This window comes from Variovorax paradoxus (genome assembly GCF_000834655.1).
Taxonomy (GTDB): domain Bacteria; phylum Pseudomonadota; class Gammaproteobacteria; order Burkholderiales; family Burkholderiaceae_C; genus Variovorax; species Variovorax paradoxus_F.
Map to the genome: position 1 here is coordinate 58,374 of NZ_JXQQ01000010.1, position 21,565 is coordinate 79,938.

The following is a 21,565-nucleotide window of genomic DNA, read 5'->3' on the forward strand; positions in this document are numbered from 1 at the left end:
GAGTCGACATGAGAAAAAAGCTTCCGAAGCGCATGGCCGTGGCCACCGCCGTGACCGCCGCCTGTTTCAGCATGGGATGGGCCGCGGCGCAAGAAACCGCTGTCCGGGGCCGCATGCTCGATCGCGCCACCGCGGACTCGCGCGCGGTGCAGATCAACGGCGAACGCCAACTGCCTTCGGGCAGCGAGCGCGAACTGCCCAAGGCTACCTTCGTGCTCGGCGACGACCGCGCTGCAGTGAGCGTGAACGCGCCGGCCCAAGGATCCGCCGCACAGCCCGCCGAGCGCAGCGATGTGGGCACGCCGCACTTCGAGTCGGGCGACGACAGGTTGAGCGCCTCGGAGCGCGCGCAGCTCGATCGCATCGCCGATCAGGTCAAGGGCCGCGAGGGGCTGCGATTCGAGGTCGTTGGACACACCGACACGCAGCCGCTGAGCGCCAAGGCGCGCGCGCGATTTGCCGACAACCGTGCGTTGGGTCTCGCGCGCGCTCAGCAGGTCGCGGGGTATCTCACGCAGCGTCTGGGCCTGCCTCAAGCGGCGGCTTCTGCGCTCTCGCGCGGACCGGACCAGCCCGTGGCGACGCCCGCCGACGATCGAAAGAACTGGGCGTCCAATCGCCGCGTCGAAGTCCGCGTGTATTGGCGCGATGCCGTGGCCACCGCGCCAATGCCCGCGCCGGCGAGCAATCCGGGCGTGTGCCGCACCTTCACAGCCTTCGGAACGGACGATGCACCGTTGCGGCTGAGCGTGGACGGGCAGTTGCTCTCCGCCGACGGCAGGCAGTCCGTGGGCGACGGAACCACGAGCGCCGACCGCCAGCGCTGCGTGGACGTACAGCTCGAGCGCAATCAGCTGCGCCTGCAGTACGACAACCTGTCCCAGCCGCGACGGCTGAGCGCCAGTGCGTGGCCCACCACCGTGGTGGCAGGCGACACCGTGCGCTTTGCGGGCTACAGCAACTACCTGCTGTTCACCAGCCAGGCGGAGTTGCGTGTCTACACGGCCAATGACGCGATGCAGCGGCGCCTCTTGGCCACGGTGGCGCTGGACGCGGGCCTGCGCGGCGAATGGAAGGTGCCCGATGGCCTGCTGGATCGACTGGCGGAAGGCGCGAGCGGCAAGCTGTACTACCGCGTGCGCGTGTACGACCGCCAGGGCCGGTTCGACGAGACCGACGACCTCTCGCTCACGCTCGTTCAGCGTCACAAGCCCGAGGCCGGCCCGGCGATCGATCCAGAGCGCGAGCTGCTGCGCGGCTACGGCAACAACAACGTCGCCATCGCCAACATCCCGCTGAGCGCCGGCACCGTCACCGCGAGCGGCGCGGCCATCCGCCCGGGCGAGCAGGTGCGCGCGCTGGGCTTTGCGGTGCCTGTGGACGACAACGGACGCTTTGTCTTCCAGCAGCTGGTGCCGCGGCGCGTGCAGACCGGCGAGATCGCCGTGACCGATGCGCAGGGGGTCACGCGCGCCTACCGCCGCGACTTCGATTTGCCGTCGAGCGACTGGTTCTTCGTCGGGCAGGCCGACCTCACCGTGGGCAGCAACAGCGTGAGCGGTCCGGCCGCGATCATGACCAACGACAAGAACCGCTATGGCGGCGGTGGCTGGAGCGAAGGGCGCATAGCGGGTTATGCCAAGGGGCAGCTCAACGACCGTTGGACCCTGACCGCGAGCGTCGATACGGAGGAGCGCCCGCTCAAGGAGCTGTTTCGCAACCTCGATCGCAAGGACCCGACCTCCCTGTTCCGGCGATTCGATCCGGAGGACTCCTGGAGCACCTTCGGCGACGACTCGACCACCATCGAGGATGCGCCCACGCAAGGCCGCTTCTATCTGCGCGTGGACGACGGCCGCTCTCAGGCCATGTGGGGCAACTTCAAGCTCAACTTCGGCGACACCGAACTCACCCGCGTCAGCCGCGGCCTCTACGGGTTCTACGGCCGCTACCTCGGCGAGCAGTCGACTTCGTTCGGCGAGGCACGCCTCAAGATCGACGCCTACGCGGCCGAACCCGGGACCCTTGCGGCCCGCGAGGAATTCCGCGGCACAGGCGGGTCGCTGTACTACCTGCGCAACCAGGACATCACACGCGGTGCCGAGCGACTGAGCATCGAGATCCGGGATCGCGATTCCGGCTTCGTCCTCAAGCGGACCCAGCTCGTGCCCAGCTCGGACTACGAGATCGACTACCTGCAAGGCCGCGTGCTGCTGTCGTCGCCGCTGTCCAGTCTCTCGGACGACGGCTCGCTGGTTCGTGCCGGGGGACTCACCGGGATGCCTGCCTACCTGGTGGTGGACTACGAATACACGCCCATCGCCAGTTCATTGGACACGCTGGCCGTCGGCGGCCGGGTGTCGTGGTGGGCCAACGACCATGTGGGCGTCGGCGTCACGGCATCGCGCCAGGACCAGATCGGCGGCGACCAGAGACTGGCGGGGGCAGACATCACGCTGCGCAAGACCGAGAGCACCTACCTCAAAGGCGAGTTCGCGCGCAGCAAGGGCCCTGGGACCGCACAGCTCGATTCGCTCGACGGCGGCTTCAGCTTCACGGGCCGCAACGGTTCGGTGGGCAGCACCTTCGGAAGCAGTCTCGGGAACGGCCCCACCGGCAATGCCAGCGCATGGCGGCTCGAAGGCCAGGCAGACCTGGGCGACTTCGAGATCCGTGGCGGCGGACGCGTGAGCGCCTATGCGCAGTCGCGGGATGCGGGCTTTTCCGCACCGGGGCAATATGCAAGCAACGCCACACGACAGGTGGGCGTGCAGGCCACGGTACCGTTCGGCGAGAAGGGCGAAAACGGCGAACTTCGGGTCAAGGCCGATCGCCGCGACGAGCGCGACGGCTACAACGCAAGCGTGCTGGATGCCCAGTACGCGGTGGCACTGTCGCGGGATTGGAAGCTCGGCCTGGGCCTGCGCTACGACGACAAGACCGGCGATGCGCTGATCACCAGCCCGTCTTTGCCCACCTCGCAGGCCGTGGAGGGCGAGCGGGCCGATGCCACGGTCCAATTGGAGTACACCGGCAACGATCAATGGAGCCTCTACGGCTTCGCACAGAAGACGCTGCGCCGCACGGGCACGCGCCTGGACAACGACCGCCTGGGCGTGGGCGGGCGCTATCGCGTGAACGACAAGCTGGCATTGCGTGGCGAAGTGTCCACTGGCGATGGCGGCCTAGCAGGCAAGGCGGGCGTCGATTACCAGTACGACGACCGCTCCAACCTCTACGTCACCTACGCAGCCGACACCGGCCGCACGGACGAGAACCTGATCGGTCGCGGTGGAAGTCTTGTGACCGGCGTGCGCTCGCGCGTGGGCGACGGGCTGACGCTGTTCACCGAGCATCGGCAGGCCACCGGCACGCAGCCCGGCCTCACGCATGCCTACGGCGTGCAGTACGCGCCCGATACACGGTGGACATTCGGCGTCAACTTCGAGAATGGCTGGATCGGCGCGGAGACGCTCGGCGTCACGAAGCGCGAAGCGATCGCCTTCACCACGGGCTATTCGAGCGAGCGTCTCAAGTACAGCGGCGGACTGGAGTACCGCAAGGATCGCACGGCGGTCGAGTCCCGCACGAGCTGGCTCGTGAAGAACTCGTTCACGTGGAAGGTCAATGAGGACGCGCGCTGGATCGGCAAGTTCAACTGGGCGGACAGCGACAGCACGAGCGGCAGTCTGGCTGCGGCCAAGTACACCGAAGCCATGCTCGGCTACGGACTGCGCCCGACGATGGACGACCGATTGAACCTGCTGTTCAAGTACACGTACCTCTACGACCTGTCGTCTCCGGGCCAGGTGGTGTCGGCGGGCGGACTCGATTCGAATCTGGGCGCGGTCTCCACCACGGGCATCGACTACCAGCAGCGCAGCCACGTGTTCGCCATCGATGCAACCTGGGACGTCAACGAACGCTGGACGGTGGGAGGCAAGTACGCGTGGCGCCGCGGCGAACTGCGTGCGAGTCGCGATAATTCCTCGCCTTGGTTCAAGAGCTCCGCGGAACTTGCGGTGCTGCGCATCGACTGGAAGCTCGTGCGCAATTGGGACTGGATGGTCGAATGGCGCACGCTGCGCGCAAAGGAACTCAAGGACCGCAAGAGTGGCTTCCTCACGGCTGCCTATTACCATGTGAACGAGAACCTCAAGGTCGGCGTGGGCTACAACTTCACCGACTACTCGGACAACCTCACGGACATGAGCTACCGCAGCAAGGGCTGGTTCCTGAACGTGCTCGGCAAGTTCTGACCATGCATCAAGGCGTTCGTCCGGTCCCGCCCTCTGCGAGCGCACGGTTGATGCAAGAGAGCCGTGGCATCTCCTTCACCATGGCCCTGGTCGACATCGCACAGGCGCTGGCACATGCCCGGTGTGCGGGCGACCCGGGCCGCAGGTACGCGCTCTTCGAGGAATGGGCGCGTGACTTCCTCTTCGATTTTGAAGCGCGTGCTGTCGCAGGCAGGAGGCCGGTCGACTCCTATGCCGAGGACCTGCGGACGTTCGCGGTGCGCCAGGCCACGTCCTACGGATTCCAGCATGGCAGCCATGCGTGCGAAGCAATGCCGTCAGACGCGACCGGGTGATGCTCGGAGGGGACATACGCATCGAGCCTGCCGCGGGGACCCGGGCGGGCAAGTTGTCGTGCGGCCATCGACCCCGCGTCGGCGCGCCCCGCCGCATGCGCAACCCCTGAATTCATCATGGACAACCATTTCTACCACCGCAGCGCGCGTGCACCGGCCGAGCCGCCGGCACCGCCGGTTCAGACCACGGTCTCGGCAGCCATGGCACGGCGAGATGCGGAACTCGCAGTGGCCGTCGAGACCTTGCGCAAAGCGGTGAACGACGTGCGTCTCGAGCTGTCTGGGCTGGTCAACGCTGTCGATCCAGCCGGGGCAGGCAAGAATGCGGGCCGACCGGCCAGGCCGACCGCCGACGAACAGGCGTCGGATCTTGCCAGGCAGATTCATGATGTCGTTGGCGAACTCGCTGCGCTTCAGGCATCCATTGCTCGCGCCACCCGCAGGGTGCGCCGCCGGGCGGCGCAGGACATCGGCGGTCCGTCCTGATCGGGGAGCAGGCGGCAGCCTGGCCCAAGGAAGCCCGGCATGCAGTTGCCTCGGGTGGCGAGGCGGCGGCGCAGCGAAGGCGCTGTGCGACGTACCTGCCGGGGTATTCAGGACACGAAAGCCGTGAAACACGGCGTTCTCACTTGTGCGCAGGGGCGCCCGCGCGACGGTGCTTCTGAAGCTTTCGGGTTCGACGCCGCGGGCTTTCCATGCCTTGCCTTCCTTCTCTGAAGTGCTCGCTGGGATGGAGCTCGCCCTCAGTCTCGAACCGCGTGTCCCGCCGGCGCCCACGTTGCTTCTGCAGTCAGCGCAGCGACACTTCGCTGCCGTCAGCTGCGACCATCACACCGGGCGTACCTTCGGCCACCTCGACCGGGATGCCCATGTGCTCGTTGATGTTGGCCTTCGCCCCGCCAATGCCGTTGCGGCGGGTTCTCGCATAGCCTTCATACTGAGCGGGACTGAGGACAAATTTCTGAGGGTAGGCGTTGCGATTTGCCTTCCAGTGGTTGATGACTGCTTCGGTCATCGAGAGGTAGAGAGAAGCCATGCTGCAAATGTTAGCGAGGCGTCTGCGCGCACGCGTGAGGTCCACGAGGCCCCACCTTGGCCGAGCGCGAATTGACTCATCGGCCTGTCTCGGTCGGTTCACTTCAGAGAACCTCGTTTATTGGCCCGCAAGCACGATCACAAACTCCTGATTGTCGGGATCACTCAGCGTGACTCGGGCCTTGTGGTCGGCGTGTGCATGAGCGTTTTTCCACTTGGTCACCAGCCGCAACTCTGTGCGGGCAAGGTCGTTCCCCCCCGCCTGAAGTTCCTTTTGTCGCGCGTGAAAGCAAGCCACCAGTGCATCGGCGCTGCCGAATTGACGTTCCAGCGTGGTGAGATACAAGTGGGCCGAAAACATGAGATCACTCACGGTCGCGGGCGAGCCGGCCACGCTGGCGGAAAGCAGCTGGCCGGCTGAAGTTGTCAGGCCGTTCATTCTTTCCAGTGTCGCCAACGCGGTCGAGCAGCCGTGTCAGACGGCGGCCTGACAGGTGAGTCGATCCCCAGCGGTCAAGGCGTCTTCTGGTGGAGGAACTCGGCCCGATCGTGTCGCGCAATGCATTCGCTGCGTGCATCGAGGGATCTCGCACCGTCGACGCTGACATGACCACAAGGCTGCAGCACATGCGTGTCGATGAGGACCTCGTGAATGCGAACGTCGGCGCGGAGACGATCCGGCCGCTTCACCATCGATCCGATTTCCTGTTTGAGAGTTCAGGCAGGGCACCCGCCGCACCCGGAGAACTGCGGACAAGCGTTTCCGGCTACATCACAGGCAAAGCAAAAATGACAAAAAAAGCCCAGCGCAAGGCTGGGCTCAATTCAATCCGCTGTCACGCAGAAGGGTTCCGCCACGGAGGAGGGATGCGGCGGAACGAAGCGGATTCTTGCCCCGAGGGGTCGAAATTCTTGTCAGACAAAGTCGATCCGTTCGGGGCTGAGCCCAAATCGTTACCGCCCGAACGCTTCGCCGGCGCAACGAGGCCAGACCGTCGCGATGCGCCAAGGAGGCCCATTGCAAGGCCGTTCAGCGCGTGGGCCAGAAGCGCCACCAGCGGCGTGGCGCGATTCTCGCCTCGAGGGGACGCAGATCGAGCGTGTCGTAGTTGGTAAACGGCGCACCTGCGCGCCGGCGCAACTCCGTCTCAAGCTCGTGTGCCATGCCCCGCGCGTGAATGTCGCCCGCCAAAGCTCGCCTGCGCCACTCGGTTGCCATCGCGCTCAGCGCCTCGTCGGTGAGCTCCTGCTGTGTCGTCATACCCGAATTGTGCCGTCTCAGAGCGCGTAGCTCTCGCAAATGGGCTGCTTGCCCGCTCGGGGGCCGGTGGTCGGGTTGACTGCGCAAGCGGCGACCTGCGGTGTTTGGTGGACTGTCACCGCACGTGCCAGCGTGTCTGGGAAGCCTGCCGCGCAATTGCACAACAGCCCGGGCGCCTTTTTGAACTTTTGAAGGTGACAGTGAGGGTCCTTGTGTTTACCTCGGCGAGTCAGGCGTCCGACTGGAAGAAACCGACCCGAGGTCGGCGCAGCCGCGGCCGGTGCGCCTGTCGCTAGGGCCGCAATTTCCGTCGTTGCAGTTCCGCCACCACGGCCGTGCCCAGCGTGTCCAGGTCGAACGGTTTGGTCAACACCGACTGCGGCCCGATAAGCCGCTCCACCGCGTCCATGTCCGCGTAGCCCGTGGCCATCAGGATAGGAAGATCGCTGAACAGCTTCTGGGCGTGTGCAATCAATTCGGCGCCGTTCATGTGGGGCATGAGGTAGTCCACCAGAAGCAGGTCCGGCCGTGCCTTCTGCAGTTCGGCCAGACCGGAGGCGCCGTCAGGCGCCTGTCTGACCCGGAACCCGAGCACCTGCAGACTCTCGACCATGCTGCGGCGAACCCCGGCATCGTCTTCGACCACCAGGATTTCGGCCTGCGGTGCATCCGCCAGTGCCTGCCCGGCGGCTTTCATCGTTTGCGGCGCCGAGTCGGCCTCCGGAGCCAGCGGGAAGCGCAGTTTGATCGATGTGCCGGCGCCGACCACACTTTCCGCGATCACGCTTCCTCCCGACTGCCGAGCAAAGCCGTAGACCTGACTCAGCCCCAGCCCGGTGCCCGCATGCTGCTTGGTCGTGAAGAAGGGATCGAAGATCTTGTCCAACAGATTCTCCGGGATGCCGGTGCCGCTGTCGCGTACGGTCACTTCCACCGAGCCGAGGGGAAAGCCCTGCTCGCCTGAGGCGCTGTCTGGCGGAGCCGGAACTATCTCGGTGTGAATCTCGAGCATGCCGCCCTGCGGCATGGCGTCACGTGCATTGACCGACAGATTGAGGATGGCCATCTCCATCTGCGCCGCGTCGACGATCGCATACGCAGGCTGCGCACACAGCGCGAGCGTCAGCGTCACATGGGATCCGACAGAGATGGAAATCAGTTCCGCCATGTTGCGAATCAAATCATTCACATCGTGCAGCCGCGGTACCAGGCTTTGCGTGCGCGCAAACGAGAGCAGTTGCCCCGTCAGCCGCGAACCGCGATCCACCGCCTGCTTGGCCCGCCGCGCATAGTCACGAACGCGATCCTCCTCGACCTTCAACCGCTCGATCAACTGCAGGTTCAGATTGACCACGTGCAGGAGGTTGTTGAAGTCATGGGCGATGCCGCCCGTCAGCCGACCAAGCGCCTCCAGCTTCTGATTCTGGACGAGGGAGTTCTCCATGCGTTCTCGTTCCAGGATTTCGCGCATCAACCGGTCATTGGCGCTGGCAAGATCGGCCGTGCGCTCGGCGATGCGCGACTCCAGCGCGCCGTTGATCTGCTCGACGCTGGCCTTGGACGCCTGAAGTTCGGCCAGGTGTTTGCGGGTGAGGTATTGGCGCTGGCGCGCACGCAAGGCGGACTGCGCGGCACTGATCAGCGTGTCAGCATTGACCGGCCGCTCGAGCAGCACAAGGTTGCTCAGGTCCTCCAGGGCCGAGCGCGCACGCTCCGTCCGGCGCACGGTCTGCCGCGCCGCGAGCACCACGAAAGGGTAGTCGGACCAAGGGGGCTGCTGCGCCAGATGTTCGCGAAGCGCCATCACGGTCCCGTCGTCCAAGGACTCCTCGGTGAGGATTGTCGCAGCGGACTCCTTGCCGATCTCGCCGATCAGCGCGCGCGCGTCCGGGCATACGTGCGCATTGATGCGCCGGGCGGCCAAGGCATCCAGGATGAGCTGGGCGTCGCGCCCGAACGGCGCGAGAACAAGGATCCGGTTCTCCACCTTGTCAGGCCCGTTCAGCGTCGCCGAGCAGCGCAGTGCGGCCTCGGTAGCGCGGAAGCCCCGCCATCACGCCCTCGAAGTCGGTGAGTGCGTCGCCGATCTCCAGGCCGGTCGGGCCGAGGCGGAACTGGTGAATCGTCGTGGCGTGCGCGCTCGAGCGGCTCTTGACCACGGAAACGGCCTTCAGAAGCTGGCCTCTCGCCTCGAAATACCGGAACTGAAGCATCGAGTCGCTCAGATAGCTCAGATCCACATCGTTCGGCACGTCGCCCGAGAGGCCGTGCTGCGACAGCACAAGGATGGTGGTGACGCCCTGAAGATTGAGGTAGGTGAGCAGTTCGTGCATCTGCAGCATCAGGAAATTGCTGCCGGGCATGGCGATCAGGTAGGCGTTCAGCGTATCGATCACCACGGTCGTCACGCCCTCGCGCTCGACCGCATCTCGCACACGGTGCGAAAACTGTCCCGCAGAAATCTCGGCCGGATCGATCGAGTGCACGGCCAGCTGGCCGGACGAGATGTACTCGTCGATGCCCAGAGCCAGCGCACGCGATCGGATCATCAGCGTCTTGATGCCCTCGTCGAACAGGAAGATGGCAGCCTTGCCGCCGCGCTGGACACTGGCGCGCGCACAGCACACGGCCGTCGTGGTCTTGCCGACGCCGGCCGGCCCCGCAAATAGCAGATTGGTGCCGGGCGTCAGACCGCCACCGAGCAAGCGGTCCAGGTCCGGATTGCCCGAACTCTGAGGCTCGCTCGCATGCGAGCGGCCGTGCTCGCTGGCCACCAGGCGGGTGAAGACCTGCAGCCCGCCGCGCTCGAGGCTGACGTCATGTTCGCCTTCCCGGAACCGGACACCGCGCAGCTTGACGACCCGCAGGCGGCGCTTGTCGGAACCGTAGGTGCCTGTGTTCTGCTCGAGTTGGATCACTCCATGCGCAATGCTGTGAAGGTGCGTGCCGTCGGCCATTCGCGCCTTGTCGTCAAGCATCAGCACCGTGCACCCGTGGGCCAGGAAGAAGCGTTTGAGCGCCAGGATCTGGCGTCTATAGCGCATCGGATCCTGCGACAGGAGGCGCAATTCGGACAGGCTGTCGAGGACGACGCGCTGGGGCTGCAGGCGCTCCACCACCGCCATGACCCCGCGGATCGTTTCACCCAATTCGAACTCGGACGGATGGAAGACGCTCTGCTCGGCGTTCACGCTCAGGCCTTCGTCGCCGACGAGATCGAAGATCTCGATGTCCTCCAGGGTCCAGCCATGGGATTGCGCGCCTTCCCTTAGCTCTTGCGAGCTTTCCGAAAGCGTGACGTACAGACCTTTCTGGCCGAGCGCGCGGCCCTGGAGAAGAAATTGAAGCCCCAGGGTTGTCTTGCCCGCGCCGGGCGTGCCTTCGACCAGGTACAGGTGGCCCGCGGGCAGCCCGCCCGAAGTGACGTCGTCAAGGCCGGGAACGCCGGTGGATGCAAGGGTCGGTAAAAGCGGCTGATTGGATACATGCGACATAGAAGCTGTCCAGTCAGGAATATCGAAGAGGGAACTGCTCCTGAATCTAGCGAAATGCACAGGCGGCTCGCTGCGTTGCGCGGCGCAGCCCCATGTAGGCCCAGACGCTGTGCTTGCGTACGCGCCAGCGCGCGACGGACAGCGGCCGCGTGGGTGCGATCCGGGACCTGGCGCCAGGGAACGAGGCGCCAAAGCGCCGCGAGATCCACCGTGTGCGCGAGGTTGGCGCGGGTGTCCTGCGGCACGAAGGGGCGCTTCTTGGTGCAGGGCGGCGGCACGATGTTGTCGTGCACGCGTCGTGCCTCATTCGACGCTTCCCGCCCTTCACTCTGATTCCTGGCACGTGCGTTGAAAGACGGTCTCGCGCCTCGGGCAGCCCGCTCGCCGCCGCGCGTTCCCCTACGTCGGTAACAGGCCTGGAATTCTTTCGGGCATCAATGCAGGTCCATCGGACGGCTAGCGCCAGCGGACGGGTTTGAAGATGCAACCGCCTTGCCGTCGCATGCGTGCCATTCGGGCATCGCAGGGGAGGGGCGCGTTTCGTATTCCACGATCCAGTCTTGCGCCGCTTGAACATCGCGGTGTACCTGCGTGGTCGTACGCGACGGGCCCGCATACAAGAGTCGACACATCAGCACCGTGCCCCAGCAGATGTCCATGGAGACGGTCGTGCCGCCCATGTCGTCGGGGCCTGGCAGCAGACGCGTTTCCCACTGATCGCGGGCGGCCACGGCACCGAGTGCCGCCGCCCCGAAGGCGGTTTCCACTGTCATTTAAATTTCCCTTTCCATGTCGGGATGGAATCGAGGGAAGGTGCAGGCGCCCACATGACGGGAGAAAGGGCGGGCCTGTTCGGGCAGAGCCGAAGACGACGCGCGCATTCTCTCGCCGGCTCAGGCGCGAAGGCGTGTGCAAGGCAGCATCGCGCTGTCTTTGCCTCGTATGCGGTTCGGAATGCGCCTACTTCGGCAGGAGCACCTTGTCGACGACATGTATGACGCCGTTGGACTGCGCGACATTCGCGGTGGTCACGGTCGCGCTGCCGCCGTTCTCGCCGGTGATCGTGACCTTGCCGCCGCTGGACTTGGCGGTCAACGTTCTGCCGGACGCAGTCTTGAGCGCAGCCTCGCCCCTGCCTTCCGAGATCTGTTTGTCAACGCGGCGACCAGCGTCGAGTGGTCCTTGGAATTCACGGCCTTGTCGATGATGTCCTTCATCGGGTACATCGGTGCGCTCCCACGGTGACCTGCGCGGCCGCGGCGAAAGCCGCGCCGGCCAGGGCGCCCGCGCCCGTTGTCAGTGCGAAGCGCTTGAATATGCTGTGCATGTGAAAAGTCTCCGTGGGTTACGTCCGCCACACAGGCGGGCCGACTGAGATTTGTACGCACAAGATTCGAGGATGGATCATGGCAGAGGCGATTCACTCGAAAACCTGTGCTGTCAATTCGCCCTGATGCATGCGTGCAACGTACGGGTTTCACCGTAGGAGGTGTGCAATCCAAGTTGCGGTAGCTTGCGTAGGAACGCCCACAAACTCATGTTTCACTGCCATGGAAAACTTTCGGAAAGAGTTTCGCCTGAGCCGCAGTTTCGCGGTGGTCGATTCCGATGGCGCAAGGAGCTGCGTTCAGGAATATGTGATGCATCTTGTCCCGTCGCATGCGGCGCAATCCAATCGCTCCATGCTCGGCGGCGTGGTGTATCGATTGGCCGATGGCACGGCCGTGCGTCGCACGCAGCCCAACCGCTTCAAGACGGCCGACGGCGACCGTGAGTTCTCGGTGACCGGCGAGCATGGACAGTATCTGGCTGCTATGGCGGCCGGCACGGAATGCGGGGCCCTCGCGCGCTTCGATCTGAATTAGCCGTGAGCAGGCGGGCGGATTGTGGGGGGCCTGACGGCTGGTCATCTCATCTACCTGTCCCGGCGATGCCGTGATCACGTCGACGGGACGCATTTCTTTACTGCTGGCACCCGTCGGCGCATGCAATGCCCTGCGTTGGAAATCCTGCGCATATGGCCGCCGGAGTGCAGCTGCGTCGACCACAGCGACCGCCAGCTGAACCGCGGCGACATGCCTGCGACAGACGGCCTTTCCGCGCATCCGATTCGCTGAGGCGCTGCGTTCGGCTGGGCAGGACCGGCGCCGTCACGCGGCGCGGCTCCATCGTCGGGAATCAGTCCATGACTGCGGACTGATCCAGCGGGCGCGCGGCTGAGTACTAAGGTGATGATCCTCCATCTATCCATGCTATCCATGGCGCCCATCGCCCAATCGCCCAATCGCCCAATCGCCCATCGCACCCCCAGATGCGCGGCGTCGGGCGAGCGGCCGAACCAGATCAGTCCACTGCTCAGGGCGTTACGGGTACCGGCGTATGGAATCTGGCACTGAGCCTGTTCCAGGCGCAAATCGCTCCAACCTGGAATGTGAGCTCGGCGATCCGGGAGTCGTTCGGTTGGCGCCGGACCGCCTCGAAGTCCGCGGCGCTGACGGTGCGGTGCGTGCGGCATGGACGGCCTTCGCCCATGTGAGCGCCGACTGCTCGGCGTTGCCGCGAAAAGCGCCTCGCCTCGCGCCATCCGCCGCCGGGTTCACATGGCGCCGCTCCACACCTTGCTTCGACCGAGGTCCGGTCTGCGGTTGAAGGCAACTGCTTCTCCAATCCGCACCAAGAGATCTCGCGCCATGGATCTTGAGGACAGGATTGCCCTCAGACCGAGGGGCTATTGACGAGTTCGTCGGTGGCCTGCGCCTTTGATGTGCGTATCCGTTCATCGTCGCTCGGCACGGCCCAGGCGAAGCGGCGGCGCGATGCAGCGAGCAGACCCTGGTCACGTCCTACCCAGGAGACGAACGGTCTTGCCCAGGTGCGGCAGATGGTCTGGACGCACTGAGTAACGGAACTGGAGCTGTCAGGGAAGAATCTGGTCTTGGCCGGCTTGCAGCACGACCATGGCAGTCTGCCGCTCTTCGCATGTCCCGCCCCAGACAATGTCCTTCACCGAGCCGTCCGGGGCATGGAAGCGCAGCGCGACGCAGTCGGCCGGAGTCACTCCTATCTCGTCGAAAAAGTCAGCAGCATCTTCGGGATTCATGGGGTCGTGGATATGGCTGATGAAGGTTGTCATTGAAGCGAACTTGCAGAGGGTCTCAAGTGCGGTCGTCTTCGGTGCCGTCGGGCACATGACCGCGATGACTGCCATCGTCGTTGCGCATCCGGAGGCTGTGCATTCCCACACCTCGAGCAAACGCTTCCTATCTCGAAGCCCCTGCACCAAGGATTCACCTCCAGTGCCAACGTGCCTTTTCGGCATGGTCGAGCGTACGAGATACAAGGACAGTCCTCGCCAGGACGTGCGCGTCTGGATTCATTTCGCCCGCCCAAACGTGAAAAAGTGCATGCGTCGGCAAGACCCGGGGATCTCGGCTGGAGACACGGGGCGACTGGGCGGAGCATTGGCTTCGCATCGGTGCTGCGCGCGCACAGCCGCGGCTGGCGATGGTGCGCGCCGCAGGCCACGCGAAACCTCGGCGGTGCTGCGCGCTCAAATCATGCATGGTTGTTCCTTTGATCGACATATGGAGGTGCGGATGAACATTCTCGAAACCATCGCGAGCCATTCCGATGCAATGCGTTTGCCGCTGTACGCGGTGACGGTCACTGGCGTTGCGCAGCGCGCCGATGCGGCGCTCCTCTCGCTGCATTGGCATGGTTTTTTTCGGACGACACCACTCAAGATGCCGGGCGTGCAGCTGGCGTCGCGACCGGTGGCGCCTTCGATGGCCCGCCTTGACCTCACCGGTGAACGCTCCGATGCGCTCGAGCACGCACTTCTCGAAGCGGCCTGGCAGCTCGGAGCATGGGACCTGGAACGCGTGCAGCGCCCGGCATGGTGGCGGTTGGGCGTGCCGGCCATCGAGGTCACCGAAGCCTTGCGCGCCTTCGGCCATGTCGACGACCAAGCGCACCCGAACGAGCACGCGCCGGAGGCGGTGCCTGACCGTGAGGACATGCTGCGCGAAGCAGGGCGGCGCGGCTACGTGCGCTGGCTCTTCAGGCCGCGCAAGTGCGGCATTTGGTCGATGGTGTCCGACGACTGGGACGACACCCTCGACAGCAGCGGCGGAAGGTCCCTGCCTTGCCCGGTCGTTCCCCTGGCGATGATTGAACCGATGAGACAGCGTACCGTGTATCGGCTCGGCCGCGCAAGCAAGTGGTTGCTCAGTCCCCGCTGAAAAGTGGCCAAAAAAATCTTCGCCGGTCCCTCTTGAACGTCCGGGCCGTAGCCCATAGCTCTCGCTCGCCGGCGTTCTCGCGCCGGCAAGATGGACTGAACCGAGCACGCCGTCGTTCGGCGGCGTGGGTTCTCTTTTTGATGACCTTATCGCTTAGGAGATGAACATGAAGCTTCAACCTCTCTACGACCGGGTGATCGTCAAGCGAATCGAACAGCAGCGCAAGACGGCTTCCGGCATCGTGATCCCGGAGTCGGCCGCCGAGAAGCCCGAGCAGGGCGAGGTGGTCTCCGTCGGACAGGGCAAGCTGCTCGTCGACGGCACACTGCGTCCCTTGCAACTGAAAGCAGGCGACCAGGTGCTCTTTGGCAAGTACGCGGGCCAGACGGTCAAGGTGCAGGACGAGGAACTGCTGGTCATGCGCGAGGACGACGTCCTTGCCTTGATCGAAAGCGGCGAGCGCGGCAACCTCAAGCGCGTCGCCTGACGAAGCCTTGCTTTTCACCAACAGATGATTGAAGAAGGAGCAATCTCAAAATGACTGCGAAAGACGTTCAATTCCATGACAGCGCCCGCCAGCGGATCGTCGCAGGCGTGAACATCCTCGCTGACGCCGTGAAGGTGACGCTCGGACCGAAGGGCCGCAACGTGCTTCTCGAGCGCAGCTATGGCGCGCCGGTGATCACCAAGGACGGCGTGTCGGTGGCCAAGGAGATCGAACTGGCCGACAAGTTCGAGAACATGGGTGCGCAGATCGTCAAGCAGGTGGCGTCGAAGACGGCTGATGTGGCCGGCGACGGCACGACCACTGCGACGGTGCTCGCGCAAGCCATTGTGCAGGAGGGGATGAAGCATGTGGCTTCGGGCATGAACCCGATGGACCTCAAGCGCGGCATCGACAAAGCCACGGCCGCGGTGCTCGACGAACTGCACAAGCTCTCCAAGCCGATTTCGACAGGCAGGGAGATCGCGCAGGTTGCGGCCCTTTCGGCGAACTCGGACGAAGCCATCGGCAAGATCATCGCGGATGCGATGGAGAAGGTCGGCAAGGAAGGCGTGATCACCGTGGAGGATGGCAAATCGCTCGACAACGAACTGGACGTGGTCGAGGGCATGCAATTCGATCGCGGCTACTTGAGCCCGTACTTTATCAACGACCCCGAGAAGCAGGTGGCACATTTGGAGGATCCGCTCGTGTTGCTGCACGACAAGAAAATCTCCAACATCCGAGAACTGCTGCCGGTGCTTGAAGCGGCCGCCAAGGCCGGCCGGCCGCTGCTGATCGTGGCCGAAGAGGTCGAGGGCGAGGCCCTCGCGACATTGGTGGTCAATTCGATGCGCGGCGTGCTCAAGGTGGCGGCCGTGAAGGCTCCCGGCTTCGGCGACCGCCGCAAGGCAATGCTCGAGGACATCGCGGTGCTCACTGGCGCCACGGTGATCTCGGAGGAGACCGGCAAGCAGTTGGACAAGGCCACGCTCGAGGATCTCGGCCACGCCAAACGCATCGAGGTGCAGAAAGAGAACACCATCATCATCGATGGTGGCGGCGAGCAAGCGCGCATCGATGCACGCGTGAAATCGATTCAGGCCCAGATCGAGCAGGCGACCAGCGACTACGACCGGGAGAAGCTGCAGGAGCGGGTTGCCAAGCTTGCGGGCGGCGTGGCGGTGATTCGGGTGGGTGCGGCGACCGAGGTCGAGATGAAGGAAAAAAAGGACCGGGTGGATGACGCGCTGCACGCCACGCGCGCGGCGGTGGCCGAGGGTATCGTGCCCGGCGGCGGCGTGGCGCTGCTGCGCGCACGCGCAGCGGTTGGCGACCTCAAGGGCGCCAATACCGACCAGGAGGCCGGCATTCGCATCGCATTGCGTGCGCTGGAAGCACCGCTGCGCGCCATCGTTGCGAACGCAGGCGTGGAGCCATCGGTGGTCGTGGCCAAGGTCCTCGAAGGCAAGGGCCACCATGGATACGACGCCGCCACGGGCGAGTACGGCGACCTGGTCGAACTCGGCGTGGTCGATCCGACCAAGGTCACTCGCACCGCGTTGCAAAACGCTGCCTCGATCGCGGGGTTGATTCTCACGACCGATGCCACCGTTGCGGAACTGGCAAAGCCCTCGAAGCAGGGTGCGCCAGTTCCCGCCGCAGGCGGCATGGACTTCTGATCTTCTGGCGTGCAAGACCGCGGGTGCATCGACCCGCGGGCGCTGCCTCTTTGGAAAGCGTGCGAACGTTGGCTCGCGGCTCCAAACACGCCACATGAGACAGTCCATCCGAACGAGCCCGGTGCCCCGCCGGGCTTTTTGCGGTCGCAGTGCAACTGCGCGTGACGGGTGTGTGACTTGTCTGGGAATCTAAGACGCTGCAACTGTCAGGGCCGAGCCGACCGTCGGTCGATCATGCGCGGGGCAGTCCGGTCGCGCGAGCCCAGTTGCCGCTGCGGCAGGGGGAATCCCGCCCGCCGATGCGCATTGGAGTGCCATCGACCCGGCAGAGAAGCTGTGATCCTGCATCTGCCACTCGACGGCACCCGTAACGCGATGCGCTCGTCCAGAAATGACACAATTTCGGGCATGTCAGATGCACTGGATATTCTCTTTTCTCAGAATCGCGCATGGTCCGCCCGAATGCAGCAGGACCGCCCGGGATTTTTCACCAGCCTTGGCAAGCAACAGGCGCCACGCTACATGTGGATCGGTTGTTCCGACAGTCGCGTCCCTGCAAACCAGATCACAGGGCTTGAGCCTGGCGAGGTGTTCGTGCACCGCAACGTGGCGAACGTGGTCGTCCATTCCGACCTCAACGCGCTCGCGGCCATTCAGTTCGCAGTCGAGCACCTGCAGGTCGAGCACATCATGGTGGTTGGACATTACGCATGCGGTGGGGTGACTGCAGCGCTCAAGAACATCCGCGTGGGACTTGCTGACAATTGGATCCGCCATGTTCAGGACGTACGCGACCGTCACCAGGAAATTCTCGACGGTGTGCCGGAGTCCGCACGACCGGACGCGCTCGCTGAACTCAATGCGGTGGAGCAGGTCGTCAACGTGGCAAGCAGTGCCGTGTTGAGGGACGCCTGGTCGAGGGGGCAGCGCGTCACGCTGCACGGGTGGGCGTTCGGCGTTCATGACGGTCTGCTGCAAGATCTGGGAATGAGCGTGGACGGCGAAGCCGCAACCCAGGCAAGTTACGTCCATTCCATCGCGCGCATTCGCCTGAAATATACCGGCAACGCGGATTGAGTTGGCCGCCGAACCGGCGGTTTTCCTACAGCGCAAAACAAGCATGGCCGATGAACCGCAGACAGCGGGTGGAAGACACCCGTTGCCTGGGCTTTGCAGTGCGCGCCGGCGTTCCCCCAGACGAGCCCGGCAAGGAGACAGCCATGACCATCGGATCAAACGTTATCTCGTCGGATCGCGTCGAAGGAACGACCGTCTACAACCCCTCCGGCGACAAATTGGGCAGCATCGACGATCTCATGATCGACAAGGTATCGGGGCAGGTGCGCTATGCGGTTCTGGAATTTGGCGGTTTCCTCGGCATGGGCACCGATCGCTACCCAATTCCTTGGAACATGCTGAAGTACGACACATCGCAAGATGGATATGTAGTCCCGCTGGACAAGGCGACTTTGGATGGGGCGCCGCGCTATGCCGACAGCAGCGTCCCCGACTATGACGACAACTACACCTCGACGGTCAACAAGTACTACGGCTTTTGAATGGGCGGACGACGATGCGGCGGCACATGGGTGAGACCCGTTCTTTGCGCCTGTCCGCATTGACGCAAGCCAATCGTGCAGCTCCGCCTGTGGGTTCCTGCTAACGAAGTCTTTAGCGTCTGCGCTGGGATTCTGTCGTTTGAACGGGTAAAGCGTGCCCCGCCATTCACCATGCCATCTGATGGTGACTGAATCGACGGCTGCAAGCCAGACAAAAGATCTCAAGCGGATCGACCATTTCCCTTTTCGCACACGTGGGGAGCACACATGCCGATGGATTTCCTCAAGCGTATCGAAGATGCCTCCTTTCCGTTGGCGGTGAGGTCCGAAGGCGATATCCATTGCGCCGCCGTCCTTGCTGCGGCCCAACTTATTGAGGTGGTACTGCCGCCTTCGGGCAGCGAGGGTACGCCCCGGCGCGTGGCCGTCATCCTGAGAATCACGCCCCTTGGGCGTGCTGAGCTCAACCGATCGAGAGAAGAGCAGGTCAGCGCAAATTTGTAGAAGCTTCTTGCTCTTCACGTGTTCCTGCAACACCTGCCGCCGACGCGGGGGCGTCAACGACCGCAGCGCGATTGGCGAGGCGAGAGCCAACTACGCGCTCGGTCGGATTACGAGCCATCGCACCACTGCACGAACGAAAAGCGGTGAAGAGTTCGGCCTTGGTGCCCGGGCAGGAGTTCCCAAGCACAGCATCCTTCCTGCGTGACGCTTTGCCGCGCGACCGATCAGGGTACGACCGCGGCATGGGAGTTCGGGGCGGCGTAAGGATTCACAAGTTGCAGCGCCTGACCGCTCAGCCAGGCATCCGCACAGGGCGGGGCGATGCGTTCGACGTAAGCGTTGGAGATTTCCCGCGGCGGCTTGTACTGCGGCAGGGGGCAGCACCGGCCTCAGCACAGCGGTGCTGACGATAATTCTCGCGCCGAGTGCGTTCACGCCCGACAAACTGTCGAGACCGCCGCATGCAGGCACCTTCGCCACAACGAGCAGCGTCGCGGCGCCATCGAGAGGGGCGTTTGTGCGGCGGCTTAAATGAAGGGAACGCCGCCGGTGACCGGAATCGTTGCACCGGAGATGTAGCTTGCCTGGTCGGAAGCCAGCAGCACATACACCGCCTGCAGCTCCGCAGGCTGGCCAGGCCGCTTCATCGGCGTCTGCGTGCCGAACTCCTTGACCTTCTCGGCGGGCATGGTCGATGGGATGAGTGGGGTCCAGAAGGGCCCGGGCGCCACGCAGTTCACGCGGATGCCTTTTTCGGCGAGCAGTTGCGCCATGCCTCCGGACATGTTCTGAATCGCGCCCTTGGTCGCGGCATAGGCCACCAGCGTGGCATTGGGCTTGTCGGCGTTGACCGAGGTGGTGCTGATGATCGATGCGCCCGGCTTCATGCGCGCCGCGGCGGCTTTGCAGAGAAAGAAGTTGGCATAGACGTTGGTACGGAAGGTGCGGTCGAATTCTTCGGCCGAAATCTGGTCGAGCGACTTGTGCGTCATCTGAAAGGCAGCATTGTTCACCAGTACGTCGAGCCGGCCGAACGCGTCGAAAGCCTGGTTCACGAGCTTGCGGCAATGCGCTTCTTCGCAAATGTCGCCGGGCACCGTGACGCAGCGGCGACCCGCGCGCTCGATCCATTCACGGGTCACCTGTGCATCTTCCTCCTCGTTGGCAAGGTAGGAGATGAGGACGTCGGCGCCCTCACGTGCGAACGCGATGGCCACGGCGCGACCGATGCCGCTGTCCCCACCCGTGATGAGCGCGGCCTTGCCTTCGAGCTTGCCGCTTCCGACGTAGCTTTGCTCCCCGAAATCGGGCGGCGGCGACATTTTCGATTCGAGTCCGGGCGGTTGCTGGGCCGGCGTAGAGAAGGGCGGCTGGGGGCCAGCCTTGCGAGGGTCTGTCATTGGAGGGTGCATAGAAATCTATCAAGGCGGCAGGAGAGGGAAGCAGGGCGGCGGCGGTTCAGCCTCCGGCATCGTTCTCGCGCGACGTGCCACGCGCAGCGCTGCGCTTCAGGCTGTCTTTGCTATCGGCCTCCGGCGAGGCGGCATCGTGTTCGGTGGCTTTCTTCATGTCGCGCTTGAGTTGCTGCGCGTCCGCCTCGCCGATGGCAGGTTCTTCGCCGTTCACCGCATCGGGCGCTTCCACGCGCTGGCCTTTGGCCGCGGTTCCGGAGGTGTTGTTGGATGTCTTCATCGATGCTCCTTACATTTTCGGAAAAAAACGGCTGGCGAGCTCACGGCGGCTGGCGAGGGTCATCAGTCGACCCGCGGAATGTATGGGTCGAAGGTCGTTCACGCATCGCACAGCGGGCTGTCAACGCCCATCCACTCTCCGGCGGACATTTCGTGCTGCGAACGCGAGCCTGGCGCATCTGCGCGTCGGACCAGACTGACGCGTGGCTCAGCGTACGGTGGTGTGAAGCGAAAGTCTTGCAACGAAGAGTTCACTCTGCGAGTCGGTTTCCTTGGGTAGCAATGGGAGTGGTAGGGCCGACGGCCGGGAAAGAGCGATCGTCCGGCTACAGCGAACCACCTTCAAGCGCGCACTTCGGACACGGCGTCCGGTGTGCCTGAAATCGACGAGGGCCGACACCGGCCGCCGGCCTGTGGCGATGCGCCTGCAATGCCTCAGCGTGCAGCTCCGTGGTGCCATTCACGATCTTGCTGCCGAAGCGACTTGGTCGTTCGCAGTGTCGCAAGGGTCTTTCTGCAAGCCGCCGCGTCGGCCGAGTTACTGGCAGGGAGGTTCGCACCGATCAGCTGACCTGGGTCGCGCAATGGCTGTCGCTTGTTTTTCAAGAAAGATGCGGCTGTCGCCTACGCGCGCTTTTTGCTGATGCTGCATCTTCATGCCCCGTCCTATCCATTTGGGCACAACGGAGCAAAGTCATGCCAAAGCGTGGAAGCGTCCATTCGGCCGGCAGCCCTTCGAGAACCCCCGAGCCGGCCACTGGGACGAACCCAGATGGCCGCACCCCTGCAGAGCTTCCGAGCGAGGCGGGCAAGAAACCCGGCCCCCCGCCGAGCTCGGCACACAACCAGCAACGGCGCTGAATCTGAAAGTTGCCGTCGGGGCATGCACTGTCTGCCGAATGCGAGACAGATCAGTGTCTGCACTGGAAATACGAATGCTGTTTTGCTTGCCCTCAACACGCGTCGTCACGACGGATTTGCCTTGGCACCCTTGAATGCATGCGCATAGCGTCGACGTTG

Annotated in this window: 19 protein-coding genes and 1 pseudogene; 10 read left to right on the top strand and 10 right to left on the bottom strand. The window is 64.2% G+C overall.

Annotated features, from left to right (window positions below; translation table 11 throughout):
* The first annotated feature begins 8 nt into the window (after positions 1 to 8).
* From RT97_RS04985 to RT97_RS04995, 3 genes are all read left to right on the top strand, one after another.
* Entirely contained in the window at positions 9 to 4,259 is a 4,251-nt protein-coding gene (locus tag RT97_RS04985) for an OmpA family protein (protein ID WP_172672159.1), read from the top strand.
* Between the two features lie 80 nt (positions 4,260 to 4,339).
* Complete coding sequence (locus RT97_RS04990; protein ID WP_155403730.1) at positions 4,340 to 4,594, top strand: hypothetical protein; 255 nt, start codon at positions 4,340 to 4,342, stop codon at positions 4,592 to 4,594.
* Between the two features lie 117 nt (positions 4,595 to 4,711).
* Positions 4,712 to 5,080 (top strand): hypothetical protein, encoded by a 369-nt coding sequence (locus tag RT97_RS04995; protein ID WP_042577674.1) that lies wholly within the window; start codon positions 4,712 to 4,714, stop codon positions 5,078 to 5,080.
* 304 nt (positions 5,081 to 5,384) lie between these two features.
* Here RT97_RS04995 and RT97_RS05000 read toward each other — a convergent pair whose 3' ends face one another.
* From RT97_RS05000 to RT97_RS32335, 7 genes and pseudogenes are all read right to left on the bottom strand, one after another.
* Entirely contained in the window at positions 5,385 to 5,630 is a 246-nt protein-coding gene (locus RT97_RS05000; protein WP_042577675.1) for a hypothetical protein, read from the bottom strand.
* A 117-nt stretch (positions 5,631 to 5,747) separates the two neighbouring features.
* Complete coding sequence (locus tag RT97_RS05005; protein ID WP_042577676.1) at positions 5,748 to 6,068, bottom strand: hypothetical protein; 321 nt, start codon at positions 6,066 to 6,068, stop codon at positions 5,748 to 5,750.
* Positions 6,069 to 6,659: 591 nt separating this feature from the next.
* On the bottom strand, positions 6,660 to 6,890 hold the full coding sequence (locus RT97_RS05015; RefSeq protein WP_042577678.1) for a hypothetical protein: 231 nt from the start codon (positions 6,888 to 6,890) through the stop codon (positions 6,660 to 6,662).
* A 292-nt stretch (positions 6,891 to 7,182) separates the two neighbouring features.
* Complete coding sequence (locus RT97_RS05020; protein WP_042577679.1) at positions 7,183 to 8,877, bottom strand: response regulator; 1,695 nt, start codon at positions 8,875 to 8,877, stop codon at positions 7,183 to 7,185.
* 4 nt (positions 8,878 to 8,881) lie between these two features.
* Positions 8,882 to 10,384: an ATPase domain-containing protein gene (locus RT97_RS05025; protein ID WP_042577680.1), complete on the bottom strand. Its 1,503-nt coding sequence runs from the start codon at positions 10,382 to 10,384 to the stop codon at positions 8,882 to 8,884.
* A gap of 434 nt (positions 10,385 to 10,818) precedes the next feature.
* Positions 10,819 to 11,157: a hypothetical protein gene (locus tag RT97_RS05030; RefSeq protein ID WP_042577681.1), complete on the bottom strand. Its 339-nt coding sequence runs from the start codon at positions 11,155 to 11,157 to the stop codon at positions 10,819 to 10,821.
* A gap of 187 nt (positions 11,158 to 11,344) precedes the next feature.
* Positions 11,345 to 11,711, bottom strand: a pseudogene (locus RT97_RS32335) (fasciclin domain-containing protein).
* 223 nt (positions 11,712 to 11,934) lie between these two features.
* Here RT97_RS32335 and RT97_RS05035 point away from each other — a divergent pair.
* Positions 11,935 to 12,249, top strand: a complete 315-nt coding sequence (locus RT97_RS05035; protein ID WP_155403731.1) for a hypothetical protein — start codon at positions 11,935 to 11,937, stop codon at positions 12,247 to 12,249.
* 1,052 nt (positions 12,250 to 13,301) lie between these two features.
* On the opposite strand, the gene RT97_RS05040 is transcribed toward RT97_RS05035, so the two are convergent.
* A complete protein-coding gene (locus RT97_RS05040) occupies positions 13,302 to 13,517 on the bottom strand; it encodes a hypothetical protein (RefSeq protein WP_155403732.1) in 216 nt (71 codons plus the stop codon).
* A 463-nt stretch (positions 13,518 to 13,980) separates the two neighbouring features.
* Here RT97_RS05040 and RT97_RS05045 point away from each other — a divergent pair, with 463 nt between their 5' ends.
* From RT97_RS05045 to RT97_RS05070, 6 genes are all read left to right on the top strand, one after another.
* Complete coding sequence (locus tag RT97_RS05045; RefSeq protein ID WP_042577684.1) at positions 13,981 to 14,625, top strand: hypothetical protein; 645 nt, start codon at positions 13,981 to 13,983, stop codon at positions 14,623 to 14,625.
* A gap of 166 nt (positions 14,626 to 14,791) precedes the next feature.
* Complete coding sequence (locus RT97_RS05050; protein WP_042577891.1) at positions 14,792 to 15,112, top strand: co-chaperone GroES; 321 nt, start codon at positions 14,792 to 14,794, stop codon at positions 15,110 to 15,112.
* 50 nt (positions 15,113 to 15,162) lie between these two features.
* Positions 15,163 to 16,791, top strand: coding sequence for a chaperonin GroEL (gene groL, locus RT97_RS05055; protein ID WP_042577685.1), 1,629 nt, complete (start codon positions 15,163 to 15,165; stop codon positions 16,789 to 16,791).
* Positions 16,792 to 17,199: 408 nt separating this feature from the next.
* Entirely contained in the window at positions 17,200 to 17,868 is a 669-nt protein-coding gene (gene can / locus RT97_RS05060; RefSeq protein WP_042577686.1) for a carbonate dehydratase, read from the top strand.
* A 143-nt stretch (positions 17,869 to 18,011) separates the two neighbouring features.
* The gene (locus RT97_RS05065; protein ID WP_042577687.1) at positions 18,012 to 18,350 is read left to right on the top strand and encodes a PRC-barrel domain-containing protein; all 339 of its coding nucleotides are present in this window, start codon (positions 18,012 to 18,014) and stop codon (positions 18,348 to 18,350) included.
* A 267-nt stretch (positions 18,351 to 18,617) separates the two neighbouring features.
* Positions 18,618 to 18,854, top strand: a complete 237-nt coding sequence (locus RT97_RS05070; RefSeq protein WP_042577688.1) for a hypothetical protein — start codon at positions 18,618 to 18,620, stop codon at positions 18,852 to 18,854.
* 527 nt (positions 18,855 to 19,381) lie between these two features.
* On the opposite strand, the gene RT97_RS05075 is transcribed toward RT97_RS05070, so the two are convergent.
* Both RT97_RS05075 and RT97_RS05080 read right to left on the bottom strand, forming a co-directional pair.
* Positions 19,382 to 20,254, bottom strand: a complete 873-nt coding sequence (locus RT97_RS05075; protein WP_042577689.1) for an SDR family oxidoreductase — start codon at positions 20,252 to 20,254, stop codon at positions 19,382 to 19,384.
* Positions 20,255 to 20,312: 58 nt separating this feature from the next.
* Positions 20,313 to 20,546 carry a hypothetical protein gene (locus RT97_RS05080; RefSeq protein ID WP_042577690.1) on the bottom strand — a complete coding sequence of 78 codons (234 nt, stop codon included), beginning with the start codon at positions 20,544 to 20,546 and terminating at the stop codon, positions 20,313 to 20,315.
* Positions 20,547 to 21,565: the final 1,019 nt, after the last annotated feature.